The sequence below is a fragment of the Actinosynnema sp. NPDC091369 genome, from assembly GCF_044757065.1.
Lineage (GTDB): Bacteria > Actinomycetota > Actinomycetes > Mycobacteriales > Pseudonocardiaceae > Actinosynnema.
Genome location: NZ_JBIVUG010000017.1, coordinates 96,465 through 110,708 on the forward strand (window position 1 = coordinate 96,465; position 14,244 = coordinate 110,708).

General features: G+C 72.3%; 12 protein-coding genes. 6 read left to right on the forward strand and 6 right to left on the reverse strand.

The window, feature by feature from the left end; translation table 11 throughout:
• Entirely contained in the window at positions 1-1,131 is a 1,131-nt protein-coding gene (locus ACIQMJ_RS37305; protein WP_499765729.1) for an ABC transporter substrate-binding protein, read from the reverse strand.
• Positions 1,132-1,561: 430 nt separating this feature from the next.
• Between ACIQMJ_RS37305 and ACIQMJ_RS37310 the strand changes: the two genes are divergently transcribed.
• From ACIQMJ_RS37310 to ACIQMJ_RS37325, 4 genes are read left to right on the forward strand one after another with little or no spacing between them, the layout of a single operon-like run.
• Positions 1,562-3,805: a hypothetical protein gene (locus tag ACIQMJ_RS37310; protein ID WP_499765730.1), complete on the forward strand. Its 2,244-nt coding sequence runs from the start codon at positions 1,562-1,564 to the stop codon at positions 3,803-3,805.
• Positions 3,806-3,862: 57 nt separating this feature from the next.
• Positions 3,863-4,486 carry a hypothetical protein gene (locus ACIQMJ_RS37315; protein WP_499765731.1) on the forward strand — a complete coding sequence of 208 codons (624 nt, stop codon included), beginning with the start codon at positions 3,863-3,865 and terminating at the stop codon, positions 4,484-4,486.
• 40 nt (positions 4,487-4,526) lie between these two features.
• The gene (locus ACIQMJ_RS37320) at positions 4,527-4,979 is read left to right on the forward strand and encodes a hypothetical protein (RefSeq protein WP_499765732.1); all 453 of its coding nucleotides are present in this window, start codon (positions 4,527-4,529) and stop codon (positions 4,977-4,979) included.
• A 33-nt stretch (positions 4,980-5,012) separates the two neighbouring features.
• Positions 5,013-5,477, forward strand: coding sequence for a DUF3995 domain-containing protein (locus ACIQMJ_RS37325; RefSeq protein WP_499765733.1), 465 nt, complete (start codon positions 5,013-5,015; stop codon positions 5,475-5,477).
• 3 nt (positions 5,478-5,480) lie between these two features.
• On the opposite strand, the gene ACIQMJ_RS37330 is transcribed toward ACIQMJ_RS37325, so the two are convergent.
• Both ACIQMJ_RS37330 and ACIQMJ_RS37335 read right to left on the reverse strand, forming a co-directional pair.
• A complete protein-coding gene (locus ACIQMJ_RS37330; protein ID WP_499765734.1) occupies positions 5,481-7,970 on the reverse strand; it encodes a polynucleotide kinase-phosphatase in 2,490 nt (829 codons plus the stop codon).
• Positions 7,970-9,334 (reverse strand): 3' terminal RNA ribose 2'-O-methyltransferase Hen1, encoded by a 1,365-nt coding sequence (locus tag ACIQMJ_RS37335; RefSeq protein ID WP_499765735.1) that lies wholly within the window; start codon positions 9,332-9,334, stop codon positions 7,970-7,972. Before ACIQMJ_RS37335 ends, ACIQMJ_RS37330 begins: the two co-directional genes overlap by 1 nt.
• A gap of 123 nt (positions 9,335-9,457) precedes the next feature.
• Between ACIQMJ_RS37335 and ACIQMJ_RS37340 the strand changes: the two genes are divergently transcribed.
• Both ACIQMJ_RS37340 and ACIQMJ_RS37345 read left to right on the forward strand, forming a co-directional pair.
• Positions 9,458-10,021 (forward strand): superoxide dismutase, encoded by a 564-nt coding sequence (locus tag ACIQMJ_RS37340; protein WP_499765736.1) that lies wholly within the window; start codon positions 9,458-9,460, stop codon positions 10,019-10,021.
• 96 nt (positions 10,022-10,117) lie between these two features.
• Positions 10,118-11,158, forward strand: a complete 1,041-nt coding sequence (locus ACIQMJ_RS37345; RefSeq protein WP_499765737.1) for an NAD(P)/FAD-dependent oxidoreductase — start codon at positions 10,118-10,120, stop codon at positions 11,156-11,158.
• 73 nt (positions 11,159-11,231) lie between these two features.
• Here the strand turns inward: ACIQMJ_RS37345 and ACIQMJ_RS37350 are convergent, their stop codons facing one another.
• The 3 genes from ACIQMJ_RS37350 to ACIQMJ_RS37360 all read right to left on the reverse strand — a co-directional run bounded on the left by ACIQMJ_RS37350 (position 11,232) and on the right by ACIQMJ_RS37360 (position 14,175).
• Positions 11,232-11,879, reverse strand: a complete 648-nt coding sequence (locus ACIQMJ_RS37350) for a bile acid:sodium symporter family protein (RefSeq protein WP_499765738.1) — start codon at positions 11,877-11,879, stop codon at positions 11,232-11,234.
• A 246-nt stretch (positions 11,880-12,125) separates the two neighbouring features.
• Positions 12,126-13,568 (reverse strand): argininosuccinate synthase, encoded by a 1,443-nt coding sequence (gene argG, locus ACIQMJ_RS37355; protein ID WP_499765739.1) that lies wholly within the window; start codon positions 13,566-13,568, stop codon positions 12,126-12,128.
• Positions 13,569-13,680: 112 nt separating this feature from the next.
• Positions 13,681-14,175: a GNAT family N-acetyltransferase gene (locus tag ACIQMJ_RS37360; protein ID WP_499765740.1), complete on the reverse strand. Its 495-nt coding sequence runs from the start codon at positions 14,173-14,175 to the stop codon at positions 13,681-13,683.
• Between the last annotated feature and the right edge of the window lie 69 nt (positions 14,176-14,244).

Consider the following 14,244-nt stretch of genomic DNA (forward strand, 5'->3'; position numbering starts at 1 on the left):
TCAGCCCACCGCCTGCGCCCACGCGGCGGCCAGCACCTGCTTGGCCTTGTCGGACTGCTCCTGGGTCGGGAACACCTGCTTGTCCGACGTCTTCGGCAGCTTCGCCGCCGCGGCCGCGTCGACCGTGCCGGACCTGGTCATCGCGTCCATCCGCACCGGGCGCGACAGGCCCTTGAGGTAGAGGTTCTGACCTTCGTCGGAGTACAGGAACTCCTGCCACAGGCGCGCGGCGGCCGGGTGCGGCGCGTCCTTGTTGATCGCCTGGTTGTAGTACCCGCCGACCTGCGCCTCGGCCGGGACGACGACCTGCCAGTCGACCTTGCCGGCGAGCTTGGCGGTCTGCGCGGCGTTGGTGTAGTCCCAGTCGATCACGACGGGCGTCTGGCCGGACTCGATCGTCGCGGGCGACGGGTCGACCGGCAGGAAGTTGCCGGCGGCCTTGAGCTGCTTGAAGAACTCCACGCCGGGTGCGATGTCGTCGGCCGAGCCGCCGTTGCCCAGCGCGGCCATCACCACGCCGGAGAACGCGGCGCCCGCCTGGGTCGGGTCGCCGTTGAGCGCGACCTTGCCCCGGTACTCGGGCTTGAGCAGGTCCTCGACCGCGGTCGGCGCGGGCACCTTGGCCGCGTCGTAGCCGATGGACATGAAACCGCCGTAGTCGCCGCAGTACAGCCCGGACGGCTCCTTGAGCTCGTCGGGGATGTCGGCCCACGTCCGCACCTGGTAGGGCGCGAACACGTCGGTGTTGGCCAGCGCCACGGTCAGGCCGAGGTCGAACACGTCGGGCGCGCGGTCACCGCCCTTGAGCTGCTTGGCGGCGTTGATCTCGTCCTGGCTGGACGCGTCGGGCTGCGCGGAGTCGACCTCGATGCCGTACTTCGCCTCGAACGCCTCGATCAGCTCGCCGTAGTTGGCCCAGTCCGGCGGCAGGGCGATGACGTTCAGCCGGCCCTCCCCCTTGGCGGCCTCGACGAGCTCGTCCATCCCGCCGAAGTCGGCGGCGGACTTCGCGGTGGCGGCGGAGGTGCCGTTCGAGGCGCCGTCTCCGGGCGGCGGCGCGCCGCAGGCGGTGATCAACGCCAACGCGGTGACGCCGACGCCCACCGACCGCAGGACTCGGGTGCAGTTCACGTCGAACCTTCCTCGGGGTTTATTCGCAGACGACCAAAACGGGTCGACCAGCGGAGGATTCGGGACACCGCGCGCGTTTGTCAAGCAACCGGCGCGGACTGCGACCCAGTCGACCGGCAGCGTGAATTTCGGGTGTTCCGGGAGTGACCGGAGGGTTGACGAGGAGCGCGTCCGGATCGGCCCGGATCGGCCCACCGCCTGGGCTGTTCGGCGTACGCGACAAGGTCGACAGTGACCGTGGGGATCGCCGCGCTGAGCCGTTCGAACGAACCGCGCTCGGAAGCGCGTGAAATTTTCACCCGATTTTTGCCTAATTGTCTACTCACATTTTTTGGGAGCGGTAACGCGTTCCGAGCCGCCCTCGACACCCGGTTGTCACGTGACGGAAATGCCCGAATACCCGCGAATCCCACCCGAGAAGGGCAGATCCATGCGTCACCCCCGAAGATCTCTGGCGCTCGCCGCTGCCGGCGCGCTCCTGCTCCCCCTCGCCGGCGCGCCGGCGGCCGTCGCCGCCCCCGTTCCGGGGGAGGACGTGCTCTACACGCTGGACGCGGACTTCGACCAGGGCGTGCTCCAGGACGTCAACCACGACGCGCCGGACAACGACCAGCTCCAGCTCAACCGCCAGACCGTGTTCTTCCCGTACGTCAACGTCGCCGCCTCCGCGCGCGGCACGATGGTCCGCATCGACGTCAACACCGGCGAGATCGTCGGCGAGTGGCTGTCCGCGCCGGACGGCCAGGGCCGCAACCCCTCCCGCACCACCGTCGACAAGCTCGGCAACACGTGGCTGTCGAACCGGAACGAGCAGGGCGGCGGCCGGGGCTCGGTCACCCGGGTCGGCGTGATCCGGGGCGGTACCCGGTCGAACGCCGACGGCACCGCCAACCCGAACGGCGACTACCTGAAGGGCCCGTTCGGCTACAACACCTGCGTGGACCGCGACGGTGACGGCCTGATCGCCACCTCGCGCGGGCTCACCGACATCCGACCGTGGACCAACGCGGGCGGCGCGGACTCCAACGGCGGCGTCACCACCGCGGCCGACGAGTGCCTGATCACCTACAGCCGGGTCGCGGGCACCAACACCCGCACGGTGGCCGTGGACGCCAACAACGACCTGTGGACCGGCGGCTCGAACACCCAGCACCAGAAGATCTCCGGCGTGGACGGCACGCCGCTGACCGCGCCGGTCAGCTTCGGCTGCGGCGGCTACGGCGGCCTGGTCGACAAGGCGGGCACGCTGTGGTCCGCCCGGTACGGCACCAACCTGCTGCGGTACGAGCCGGGCACCGGCACGGGGGCCTGCCTGGACACCTCGCACGGCGACTACGGCCTGGGCATGGACCCGGTGACCGGCGAGATCTGGCACACCCAGGTCAACTCCGGCAACACGGTCAAGATGGACCCCGCGGGCAACGTGCTCGGGACCTTCCCGCACGGCCACCCGCGCGCGCAGGGCGTCGCGGTCGACACGGAGGGCAACGTCTGGGTCGCCCACGCGCTCGACAACGGCACCAACACGGTCGGCCACCTGCGCACCGACGGCACGTTCGTCGGCAACGTGGTCCTGCCCGGCGGCAACGGCCCGACCGGCGTCGCGGTGGACACCAACGGCAAGGTGTGGGTCACCAACATCAACTCCGACAACGCGCAGCGCATCGACCCGGACGCCGGTCCGGTCGGCGGCGGCGGGTTCACCGTCGGCGCGGTCGACCTGACCGTCGACCTGGGCGCGGGCGCGGGGCCGTACAACTACAGCGACATGACCGGGTCGGTGCTCGGTGAGATCACCGCGCCGATCGGCACGTGGTCGGTGGTGCAGGACGGCGGCGTCGCGGGCCAGACCTGGGGCACGGTCACCTGGAACACCGAGGCGCAGGGCAGCGTCCCGCCGGGCACCTCGATCACGGTCGAGGCGCGCACGTCCGACACCGAGGCGGGCCTGGCCGGCGAGACGTTCACGCCGGTGTCCAACGGGGTGGAGTTCGCCCGGGTGGGCCGGTACATCGAGGTGCGGGCGACGTTGGCGGCGAGCCCGTCCGGCGCCAGCCCGGTCCTGTCCGACCTGCGGATCAAGACCTCCGAGCGGACCGGCGTGTTCTCCTGCCAGGCGACCGCGCTGAACCTGGCGGGGATCGTCGTGGCGCGGGCCAACCCGCCGGACGTGCCGTGCGTCGACGACTTCGCGCAGGTGGCCGACGTGAACCTGTCGGCGGGCATCCTGACCGTGCGGGCGAACGCGTTGTCCGCGCGGACCAACCAGACACCGGACGACCTGCTGGCCCTGCCGCCGACGCCCGGTGACGGCGCGGTGTCGACCGCGCGGGTCGAGTACACCCGGATCAGCAGCCTGCTGGTGACCATCGAGGTCGGCGTGATCCAGGCCACGGCGTCGGTGACGTGCGACGCGAACCTGAACCCGGTGTTCGCGGGGTCGTCGCAGATCGCGAGCTTGCGGATCAACGGCGTCCAGGTGGCCGTGGGCAGCGCGCCGCTGACCATCCCGCTGGTGATCGGCTCGTTGCAGCTCAACAGCACCACGACGACGTCGACCAGCGTGGTGCAGCGGGCGTTCGCCCTGGACACCCTGCTGACCGACGTGGTCCTCGGTGAGGCGAAGGCCAACATCGAGCCGACCGAGCCCGGCGGCAGCCCCTGCCGGGTCTGACCCACCACTCCACTAGTAGCCGTACTATACGTAGTACGGCTACTAGTGGAGGTGCTCGTGAGCCGCAAGCTGCTGGTCTGGGCGCACGTCGTGTCGTCGACGGGCTGGATGTTCATGGCGCTGGCGCTGTTCGTGGTGGTGAACCACGCGTTGGCCGTGCCGGACCGGTCGGCGTTCGAGGTGGCGCTGCTGCTCGACGTGCAGGTGCTCCAGTTCATGGCCACCACGTCGGCGTTCACCGGGTTCATGCTGTCCGGCCTCACCGCCTGGGGCTACTTCCGGCACTGGTGGGTGCTCGTGAAGGCCGTGATCACGTTCAGCCAGCTGTACGCGGGCATCTACGTGCTCAGCCCGAACCTGCACCCGGACGGCTCGCCGACGCTGATGCGGGTCGGCTCGCTGCTGATGGCGTCGGCGCTGGCCTGCCAGGTGTGGTTGTCGGTGGCCAAGCCGTTCAAGCGGACACCGTGGGCGTCGCCCGCCAAGCCCAAGACCGCGCCGCCGTGGGCCTTCGCCCTGTGCCTGGCCGTGCCCGCGGCGGACTACGCGCTCGGCCAGTCCCTGCTGGGCGTGCCGCTGCCGGCGCTGTCCCTGGTGGTGGCGGTGTCGTACCCGGTCGTCCGGGCCGTTCGGGCCGTTCGGCTGAGAAGCCACTCGCGCGCGGTCGCGCGATCCTCATGATCGGGAACGCGCGTGCCGCCCACGGCCTTATCGTCGGGCCATGGTTGATGCCGATCGCCGCCGCTGGCCGGCGTGCGCCCTGGCGGTCCTGTTCCTCGGCTACGCCGCCGGCAAGGCCGTGTTCGCCGCGCAGTCCCGGCTCGGGTTCCCCGGTGGGCCGCCGGTGTCGGCCGCCGAGACCGAGGACTACTTCCTCGACCCGGCCGTGGCCCAGTGGTTCGCGACCGCGTCCGGCGTGGTGGGCGCGGCCGTCGCGCTGGCCACCGTCACGCCGTGGGCGCTGCGCGTGGTGCCGAGGACGTTGGCGCTGGCGGTGCTGACCGTGATGGCGCTCGCCGTCGTCGGCGGCGCCGGGATCATGGTGCTGGACGGTTTCCTCGGCCTGGGCGTGGGCTGGCGGTGGTACCACGGCGTGCTGGGTCTCGTGCTCGGCGGGCTGTGCCTGGAGATGGTCCGGTCCTACGTGAAGGCGACGGGGCGTGTCGCGGCCTGACCGGGCGAGGTTCGCCCGGTACGGCGCGGCCCTGTGCGCGGTCGCCTACGGCTCGATGAACGCGCCCAGGCGTTGGGGGCCAACGCGTTGGCGGACAAGGACCCGCTGCCGCCGCACCTGCGGGAACGCCTGCTCGCCCGCGACCCGCTGTTCGTGACGAGCCACTGGGTGCCGGCCGGGGCGGCGGCGGTCGGCGTCGTGGTCGCGCTCGCCGCCGTCCGCGGCACGGTCCTGCCGCGCCTGCTGCGGGTGGTCGCCTGGGCGTTAAGCGTCTTCATGATCGTCCGGGCGATCGGCGTCGCCGGTTTCGGTCTGGTCGGCGACACCCTGGTGCTGACCGGCGTCACCCGCCCACCGGCCGAGCACGCCGAACTCGCCCTCGTGCCGGCCCGGTGGGACCTGCTGCTGTGGTCACCGTTCTTCCTGGTCTGGGGTGAGTGCTGGGCGACGACGGGGTGGCGGCTGGGCAGGCTCCGCCGCCTGCCCGCCGCCCCGTGACGCTCAGAGCCGGGGGTCCACCGGCTCCGACTCCAGCGCCAGCACCGCGAACACGCACTCGTGCACGCGCCACAACGGCTCGTCGCGGGCCACGCGTTCCAACGCCTCCAGGCCCAGCGCGTACTCGCGGATCGCGAGCGCGCGCTTCGCGCCCAGGGCACGCTTGCGCAGCCGTTCCAGGTTCTCCGGCTCGGTGTAGTCCGGGCCGTAGATGATCCGCAGGTACTCGCGCCCGCGCACCTTCACCCCCGGCTGCACCGGCCCCCGGTCGCCGCGGACGAGGTTCGCCAGCGGCTTGACGACCATGCCCTCGCCGCCCGCCGCGGTCAGGTCCTCCCACCAGCGGATGCCCGCGGCGACCTGCTCGTCGTCGGTCGTGTCCACGACCAGGCGCCGGGTGGGGGTGAACGTCTCGCCGCCCAGGCGGCCGAGCACGTCCAGGTGCCACAGGTGGTCGCGGTCGTGGAACGTGCGGCCGCGGGCGGCGAGCAGCTGGAACGGCGCGAGCGTGACGCCGGACAGGCCGTCGGTCGGCCGCACGTACCGCCGGTAGGCGTCGCGGTAGCCGGTCGCGTTGGCCAACCTGCCCTCGGTGCGCGCCAGCAGCCCGCCGACGTCGATGCCCCGTGCCGCCGCCCGCGCGAGCACGTCCACCGCGACGCCGAGCGCGCCCGTCGCCGCCGCGCCGACCGAGGCGTACTGCTCCTTGATCAACCCGGACGCCTTCGCGTTCCACGGCAGCAGCTCGGCGTCGAGCAGCAGCCAATCGGTGTCGAACTCGTCCCACAGCCCGGCCCGTGTCACCTCCGCCCGCACTCGTGCCAGCAGTTCGTCGCCCAACGGCTGGTCGAAGAACGCGCGGCCGGTGCGCGTGTGGACCACGCCTCCCCCGTCCCGGCGCACCAGGACCACCGCACGCGACCCCATGTGCTTCTCCTCGCAGATCACCTCGCGCACGCCGGCGTTGCGGTATTCCGCGAAGGCGTCCTCCGGGTGCTCCAGCACGTCCGGCCGCCGCGAGGTGGCCGTCGGCGCCATCGTCGGCGGCAGGTACAGCAGGTGGTGCGGGTCGATCGCGAAGCGGCTCATCACCTCCAGCGCCGACGCGGCCTGCTCCGGGCGGATTCCGATCCGGCCGCGGTGGGCAGTCTCGACGAACCGGCGGCCGGTCACGTCGGACAGCGCGAGCACGTCCGGCTCCCGTTCCGCCTCGGGCACGACGAGCGGGCGCACCGGCTCGTACCAGACCTCGTGCGCCTCGACCGCCACGACCTCGCGCTCCGGGTAGCGCAACGCGGTCAGCCTGCCGCCGAACACCACGCCCGTGTCCAGGCACATCGTGTTGTTGACCCACTCGGCCTCCGGCGTCGGCGTGTGCCCGTAGAGCACGGTCGCCTTGCCGCGGTACTCGGTCGCCCACGGGTAGCGCACCGGCAGGCCGTACTCGTCGGTCTCGCCGGTGGTGTCGCCGTAGAGCGCGAAGCCGCGCACCCGTGCCGACGCGCGGCCGTGGTAGCGCTCGGGCAGCCCCGCGTGCGCGATCACCAGGTCCCCGCCGTCGAGCACGTAGTGCGCGATCAACCCGTCGCAGAACCGCACGACGCGCTCGCGGAACTCCTCCGGCTCGGCCGCGAGCTGCGCCAGCGACTCCGCCAGGCCGTGCTTGACCTGCACGGCACGGCCGCGCAGGGCGCGCACCAGCTTCTGCTCGTGGTTGCCGCACACCGCGAACGCGTGCCCGGCCTCGACCATGCCCATGACCAGGCGCAGCACACCGGGCGTGTCCGGGCCGCGGTCGACCAGGTCGCCGACGAACGCCGCCCGCCGTCCCGCCGGCGGAACCGCGTCCACCGGGCGTCCCGCCTCGTCGCGCACCAGCTCGTAGCCGAGCTTGACCAGCAGGTCCTCCAGCTCGGCGCGGCAGCCGTGCACGTCGCCGATCACGTCGAACGGCCCGGTCTCGTGCCGAAGGTCGTTGAGCAGGCGCTCCGGCACGATCACCGCCTCGTCCACTTCGGACTGCGAGCGCAGCACGTGCACCCGCTTGAAGCCCTCCTTGCCCAGGTGCTTCAACGACTTGCGCAGCGCCGTGCGGTGCCGCCGCACCACGTGCGCGCCGAAGTCGCGGTCGGGCCGGGCGGCGTTGCGGGCCAGGCAGACCTCCTCCGGCGGGTCCAGCACGATCGCGACCGGCAGCACGTTGTGCTCGCGGGCCAGCTCGACCAGGTGCGCGCGGTCGGACCGCTGCACGTTGGTCGCGTCGACAACGGTGGTGCGGCCCGCGTCCAGGCGCTTGCCCGCCACGAAGTGCAGCGCCTCGAACGCCGCGGCGGACGCCGACTGGTCGTTCTCGTCGTCGGCGACCAGGCCGCGGAAGTAGTCGCTGGACAGGACCTGCGTGGGCAGGAAGTGCCGGCGCGCGAACGTGGACTTGCCCGAGCCGGAGGCGCCGATCAGCACCACCAGGCACAGGTCCGGGATCTTGAGCTCCATCAGTCGTCCTCCCCCAGGGTGAACACGGCGAGCTGGGTCGGCGCGCCGCGCTCGGCGTCCACCGGTCCGATCGGCAGGTGGCGCACGGTGTAGCCGCGCCGCCGCGCGACGCCGCCCGCCCACTCCTCGAACTCGGCCCTGGTCCACTCGAAGCGGTGGTCGGAGTGCCGGTGCCGCCCCTCCGGCAGGGTCTCGAACAGCGGGTTGTACTCCACGTTCGGCGTGGTGACCAGGACCGTGCGCGGGCGTGCGACGGCGAACACCGAGTGCTCCAGCGCGGGCAGCCGGTCCGGGTCCAGGTGTTCGACCACTTCCATCAGCACGGCGGCGTCGTAGCCCTTCAGGTCCGGGTCGGCGTAGGTCAGCGACGACTGGCGCAGCGTGAGGCGGGCGCGCTGCCGGTCCGACATCGTGTCCACGTGCAGCCTGCGCGCGGCGGTGGCCAGGGCGTTCGCGGACACGTCCACGCCCTGGACGCGGGTGAAGTCGGGGTTCTCCAGCAGGGCGCGCAGCAACGCGCCGCCACCGCAGCCCAGGTCGAGCACGGACCGCGCACCGGCCACCGCGAGCTGCTCCAGGATCGCCTCACGCCGCTGCACGGCCAGCGAGACCTTCGGCTCGACCAGCGCGTTGTCCAGCTCCTCCGGCTCGACCTCCTCCACGTCGGCCAGGCGGGCCAGCGCGGACTGCACCAGCGGGCGTCGGCGCATCAGGTAGCGGGTGGTGATCAGCTCGCGGTCCGGGTGCGTGCCGAGCCAACCCTCCCCCGCGCGCAGCAGCTTGTCCACCTCGTCCTCGGAGACCCAGTAGTGCTTGTCACCGTCGAGGACGGGCAGCAGCACGTACAGGTGCTTGAGGGCGGCGGAGAGTGTGTGCGTGCCGGTGAGGGTGACGTCGGCGTAGCGCGAGTCGTCGCCCTCGGCGCCACCGTCGCCGAGCGGGATCGGGGTGATGTCCGCGGTCCAGCCCAGCGGGGTGAACAGCCGTTCCACCAGGCGGTGGGGCAGGACGGGCACGCGCACGGTGAGCGGGATCGGGGTGGCGGCCACCTCCGCGCGGCTCTCGCTGCGGCCGTTCATCGCGGTGCGGAACACCGAGCCGAGCGCCACGGTCAACAACGAGCCGGCGACGTACGGGCGGTCGTTGACGTACTGGGTGAGCGTGCTGCCGGGACCGCGCACCAGGGCGATCGGGTCGACCTCCAGCAGCAGCGCGACCGTGCACTCCTCGTCGTCCGCCCGTGGGTAGAAGACGTGCGCGGTCCCCGACGAGGTGGTGAACGACTGGGCCCGGTCGGGGTGCTTGTGCAGCAGGTGGCTGAGGTCGGTGGCCGGCTGGTGGGTCGTGGTCAGGGTGAGCAGCACGCCGTCCAGTGTGGACGAGCCGAGCCGGTGCCCGCGCCCGAATCAGGCGACTGCCGCCACCGCGCGAGCGGTCGGTGCTAGCTTCGGGTGGGCCGCCGCCTTGTCCACGCGAAAGGCAGAACTGTGAAACGTCTGGTTCCCCTGGTCATCGGCGGACTGGTCGCGGCGGCGGTGACGCCGGCGGTCGCCGGGGGCTCGCCACGAGGCTCCGGGGTCGCGGTCACGGTGGCCCGCTTCGCCACCCCCGACACCGCGATCAAGGCTTACACCTACGACCCGGCGCTGATCGCGCCGGGCGCGGCGGTGATGGTCGTGGCCACCCCGGTGGGTCGGTCGACGAAGACGCTGCTCAGCGTCTACGGCCTGGTCCCCCACCGCACCTACGGCGCCCACGCCCACCAGCGGCCGTGCGGCGCGGCCCCGACCGACGCGGGCGCGCACCACCAGCACGTGGTCGACCCGAACCAACCTTCGGTGGACCCGGCCTACGCCAACCCCGAGAACGAGATCTGGCTCGACTTCACCACCGACGAACGGGGCGGTGCCGTGGTCGGCGCGGTCGTGCCCTGGCGGTTCGCCGACCGCCGGGCGGGGTCGGTCGTGGTCCACGCGCAGCGCACGGCCACCGAACCGGGCAAGGCGGGCACCGCGGGGCCGCGGCTCGGCTGCGCCACGGTGGCGTTCTGAGCCGCTGACCGGAGGCCGGCCCGGTGGGAGCCGGGGGCCGGCCCTCCTTGTTGCCGGATCGGCAACAAGGTTTGCCGATCCGTCCACGCTCCGCGCATGGTGGTCGCGGAGGTGGTCGTGATGACCTTTCAGCTGGCTGACAGCTATGACGTGGTGGTGGTCGGCGGCGGTGCCGCGGGGTTGAACGGCGCGCTGATGCTGGCGCGGTCGAGGCGTTCGGTGGTCGTGGTCGACGCCGGGTCGCCGCGCAACGCGCCGGCCGACGGCGTGCACGGGCTGCTCGCCCGCGACGGGATGCCGCCCGCCGAACTGGTGGAACGGGGCCGGGCGGAGGTGCGCCACTACGGCGGTCACGTGGTGACCGGCGAGGTCGACGCCGTGACGCGGGAGGGCGACGGGTTCGTCGTGGCGCTGGCCGACGGCCGCGCGGTCCGGGCCCGCCGGCTGCTGGTGACCACGGGTCTGGTGGACGAGCTTCCGGACGTGCCGGGGCTGCGCGAGCGGTGGGGCCGCGACGTGGTGCACTGCCCGTACTGCCACGGCTGGGAGGTGCGCGACCAGGCGATCGGCGTGCTCGCGGCCGGGCCGATGGCCACGCACCAGGCGTTGCTGTTCCGGCAGCTCAGCGCCGACGTCACGCTCTTCTCCCACACGCACCCGCCGACCGGCGAGCAGGCCGAGCAGCTGGCCGCGCGCGGTGTCGACGTGGTGGCGGGCGAGGTGGCGGCCGTGGAAGTCGCCGGTGACCGCATCGTCGGCGTGCGGCTGGCCGACGGCCGCACGGTCGGCCGCGAGGTGGTGGCGGTGGGGTCGCGGATGGTGGCGCGCGCCGGGTTCCTGGCCGGGCTGGGCCTGCACCCCGTGCCGCACCCGTCCGGCATGGGCGAGCACATCCCGGCCGACCCGACCGGCCGCACGGACGTGCCCGGCGTGTGGGCCGCGGGCAACGTCACGGACCTGTCCGCGCAGGTCGGCACGTCCGCCGCGGCGGGCGCCACGGCCGGCGCGCAGATCAACGCCGACCTGATCGCGGAGGAGACCCGCCTGGCCGTGGCCGCCTACCGCGGCCCGTTCTCCGCCGAGTCCGAGGCCCGGGTCGCCGAACTGGTCGCGGGTGACCGCCGCCACGGCTTGTGAAGCCCGTGGCGCCCGCGCCGGACCGCGACGCGCGCGGACCCGGTGCGGGCGAGGGGACTCCGGCCGGCAGCGGTCACGTCCCGCTCGGCGTGACCGCCCGGTCGGCGGTCGGCGCGGGCGCGCGGCGAGCCACGACCAGGCCGAAGACCAGGGCCGTGAAGAACATGACGAAGCCGTAGGTCACCGACGGCATCGCCATCTCGGTGCTGTCGAGCAACGTCGGGCTCATCGCGATGGCGATCGAGAGCGGCGCGTTGTGCAGGCCGATCTCGAACGCCGACGCGATCGACTCGCGCGGCCCGACCTTCAGCAGGCGCGGGCCGAAGTACCCGATCGCCATGCCCGACAGGTTGAACAGGACCACCACGAGGATGATGTCGCCGAGAATCTCGAAGACCTCCTCGCCCAAGCCGCTGATCACGCTGCCGATCATCACGGCCAGCACGACCACGGACAGGACCTTGACCGGGCGCTCCATCCGGATGGCGAACCTCGCGCGCAGCATCATGCCGATCGCCAACTCGGGCCGCAGGCCGAACCCGACGACCAGGCCGAGGCAGATCGCGGGCAGCACCAGCATCTGGCAGACCAGGCAGACCACCATCGCCCGCGGGTACTTCACCACCCGGTGGAAGTCCGCGACGGTCAGCGTGAGGCCGAGGCCGAGCATGATGACGGCCACGGTGATCGGGAACAGGAGGAGTACCGTGGAGTTGTTCATGCCGCCCTGCCTTCCGCTCGGAGCGAGGTACAGGGAGTCTCACACCGGCGGCCGGCCCGCTACTTCTCCCGCGTTGCCGTTCGCCCAGGGTTCGCCGTGGTCGCGCGGGCGGTGAGGCCCACCCGCCGGGCCGCGGGCCGACCGACCTCGGCGAACCGGCGTCCACGAACACCTGGCGCGCGCCGACAAGCGTTGAAACGCGCGTGCGCCGCTCGACGGGAGCGGCGCACGCGCGTCACGTAGCGGTCAGTCGTTGCCGGCTTCCAGCGCGGCGTGGTCGAGCAGCTCGTCGTCGGTCACCTTGCCGCGCGAGGCGATGGCCTCGGCACCGCCCTCGGGCATCGCGCCGATCAGCTCGGTCGGCGCCACCTGCGGCGTGCCGATCAGCGTCGACTGGCTGCCGACCATGCCCAGCCCGGCGTACTGCTCCAGCTTGGCGCGCGAGTCGGCGATGTCGAGGTTGCGCATGGTCAGCTGGCCGATGCGGTCGACCGGGCCGAACGCCGAGTCCTCGGTCCGCTCCATGGACAGCTTGTCCGGGTGGTAGCTGAACGCGGGCCCGGTCGTGTCCATGATCGAGTAGTCGTCGCCGCGGCGCAGGCGCAGCGTCACCTCGCCGGTGATCGCCGTGCCGACCCAGCGCTGCAACGACTCGCGCACCATCAGCGCCTGCGGGTCCAGCCAGCGGCCCTCGTACAGCAGCCGGCCCAGCTTGCGGCCCTCGGTGTGGTACGCGGCGAGGGTGTCCTCGTTGTGGATCGCGTTGACCAGCCGCTCGTAGGCGGCGTGCAGCAGCGCCATGCCCGGCGCCTCGTAGATGCCCCGGCTCTTGGCCTCGATGACCCGGTTCTCGATCTGGTCGGACATGCCCATGCCGTGCCGGCCGCCGATGGCGTTGGCCTCCAGCACCAGGTCGACGGCGGAGGAGAACTCCTTGCCGTTGATCGTCACCGGGCGGCCCTGGTCGAAGCCGATCGAGACGTCCTCGGTGGCGATCTCCACCTCGGGGTCCCAGAACCGCACGCCCATGATCGGGTCCACGATCTCGATGCCCGCGTCGAGGTGCTCCAGCGCCTTGGCCTCGTGCGTCGCGCCCCAGATGTTGGCGTCGGTGGAGTACGCCTTCTCCGTGCTCGCCCGGTACGGCAGGCCGCGGGCCAGCAGCCACTCCGACATCTCCGTGCGACCGCCCAGCTCGCTGACGAACTCGGCGTCCAGCCACGGCTTGTAGATCCGCAGCGACGGGTTGGCCAGCAGGCCGTAGCGGTAGAACCGTTCGATGTCGTTGCCCTTGTAGGTGGAGCCGTCGCCCCAGATCTGCACGTCGTCGTCGAGCATGGCGCGCACCAGCATGGTGCCCGTCACGGCCCGGCCGAGCGGCGTGGTGTTGAAGTAGGCGCGGCCGCCGGAGCGGATGTGGAACGCGCCGCAGGCCAGCGCCGCGAGACCTTCCTCGACCAGGGCGGCGCGGCAGTCGACCAGCCGGGCGATCTCGGCGCCGTACACCTCGGCGCGGCCGGGCACCGATGCGATGTCGGGCTCGTCGTACTGACCGATGTCCGCGGTGTACGTGCACGGCACCGCGCCCTTCTCCCGCATCCAGGCGACCGCCACGGACGTATCGAGACCACCGGAGAACGCGATGCCGACGTGTTCGCCGGCGGGGAGGTAAGTGAGCACCTTGGACACGACTAGAAGTATGCACGACGCTGCATGACCATGCATAGCCGGGGGGTGCGTGCTCCCCCGTCGGCGGTAACGCGGGGCCGGCGGCCGACTCGCCACCGACCCCGCCGGACGGTTACCGCGTGATCGCGTACGAGGCGGTGCCCTGCCCCGTGACCTCGTCCAACGGCCGGAAACCGACCTTCTCCAGGACCCGCGCCGAGGCCGGGTTCGACAACTCGACCTCGGCCCGGACGGTGTGCACGCCGGACGCGGTGAACGCGTGCCCGGTCAGGGCGCGGGCGGCCTCGGAGGCGTACCCGCGCCCCCGCCGTGACGGCACGATGCCGTACCCGATCTCCAGGACGCCGTCGACGGGCGGCCAGAACAACCCGACCGAGCCGACCACCAGACCGCTGTCGCGCTCGACCACCAACCGGTGACCGTGACCACCCAGCCACTCGGGGTGGTCACCGAAGAGCCCGGCGACCACCCGGTCGCCTTCCGCGGGGAAGTCGTCGGCCCAGTGCGGCAACCGCTCGCCGCCGACCACCGCCCCGACCTCGCGCGCGACCCACGGCCGCAGCTCCAGCCGTGCCGTGATCAACTCGGGGATGAACGATGAAGACACTCGAAACTCCTGGTCATCAAGGGATGACCCGGCCACGCGTCAGCCACGCGCGCACCGGGCGAGGGCATG

Coding starts and splice junctions, on each gene's coding strand:
- ACIQMJ_RS37345 (WP_499765737.1), top strand. CDS start 10,118: ATGGTGGTCGCGGAGGTGGTCGTGATGACCTTTCAGCTGGCTGACAGC.
- ACIQMJ_RS37330 (WP_499765734.1), bottom strand. CDS start 7,970: ATGGAGCTCAAGATCCCGGACCTGTGCCTGGTGGTGCTGATCGGCGCC.
- ACIQMJ_RS37350 (WP_499765738.1), bottom strand. CDS start 11,879: ATGAACAACTCCACGGTACTCCTCCTGTTCCCGATCACCGTGGCCGTC.
- ACIQMJ_RS37310 (WP_499765730.1), top strand. CDS start 1,562: ATGCGTCACCCCCGAAGATCTCTGGCGCTCGCCGCTGCCGGCGCGCTC.
- ACIQMJ_RS37320 (WP_499765732.1), top strand. CDS start 4,527: ATGGTTGATGCCGATCGCCGCCGCTGGCCGGCGTGCGCCCTGGCGGTC.